Origin of the sequence: Paraferrimonas sedimenticola, from assembly GCF_002282855.1 — a bacterium.
Taxonomy (GTDB): domain Bacteria; phylum Pseudomonadota; class Gammaproteobacteria; order Enterobacterales; family Shewanellaceae; genus Paraferrimonas; species Paraferrimonas sedimenticola.
Map to the genome: position 1 here is coordinate 1 of NZ_NRIR01000022.1, position 1,070 is coordinate 1,070.

Below are 1,070 nucleotides of genomic sequence, written 5' to 3' on the forward strand. Positions count from 1 at the left end.
GGTAATCCTCCCATTTTTAACCGAAGTTAAAAGTAGAAGTTAGGCCGCCAGTAATGGCGGTCTGCCATTGTTCGCTGTATGTGGCCGCCTATGATTGTAAAACCAAAGCCACCGAGTCGCGAACTCTCGCACTTGTTCAAGGTCGTCAAACAAGTGCTTGCTTAGCCAAGAATATCGAACTGTTCGATTGTGTCGTTCGATATAAGCGTTCTGCTGAGGCTTACCTGGCTGGATGTATTCAATGCGTATACCAAGCTCTTTAGCCCAACGAGTAAAGGCGTGGCTGATGAACTCGCTACCGTTGTCACACCGTATGACTCCCGGCTTCTCTCGGTACTCCAAAAGCCTGTTGAGTTCCCGTATCACACGTTCGCCCGAGAAGGAAAAGTCTGGCTCACTGATTAACCCTTCGCGGCGATAATCGTCAATGACGTTGAATAATCGAAACGTCCGGCCATCAAAAAGTTGATCGTGCATAAAGTCGATAGACCAGACCTGATTGGGTCTTGTGGGCTCTTTCAGCGACTCAGGCTTGTGCCGGTTTAACCGACGTCTGGGGCGGATACGTAAGTTCAATGCCAGTTCGCAATAGATGCGATAAACGCGTTTATGATTCCAGGGGTATCCTTCAACATTGCGAAGGAAGGCGAAGCAGAGCCCAAAGCCCCAATCGTTATCATCATCGGTAAGCTCGACAAGCTTTTGAGCGATGAAAGCGTTCTCGTCGCTTAACTTTGCCTGATAGCGATAACAGGTTTCGCTGACACCAAACCAGCGACAGGCTTTTCGAATACTGAGGTTGTGGTTCGCCACCGAACCCTGAGCGAGCTTGCGCCGCTCACGGGGCTTTACCACTTTTTTTGCATGGCTTCGGAAATGACTTCCGCTTTTAAGCGCTCTTCGGCGTACATCTTCTTGAGACGGCGGTTTTCCGCTTCAAGCTCTTTTAATCGAGCCATGAGTGAAGCGTCCATACCGCCAAACTTAGAGCGCCAGCGGTAGAAGCAGGCACTGCTAACACCATGCTCGCGGCATAGGTCTTGGACGGGAGTCCCTTGCTCAGCTTGTTT

At 50.3% G+C, this 1,070-nt stretch carries 1 protein-coding gene; it reads right to left on the reverse strand.

Going from position 1 to position 1,070, the window contains the following annotated elements; genetic code table 11:
- Positions 1–39 precede the first annotated feature (39 nt).
- Positions 40–1,070 (reverse strand): IS3 family transposase gene (locus CLC93_RS17560; protein ID WP_095507288.1). Its coding sequence is split into 2 segments (ribosomal slippage), with 1,032 coding nucleotides annotated over them: positions 40–863 and positions 863–1,070; the frame shifts between segments, so codons are not numbered across the junction. This gene is flagged as partial in the annotation.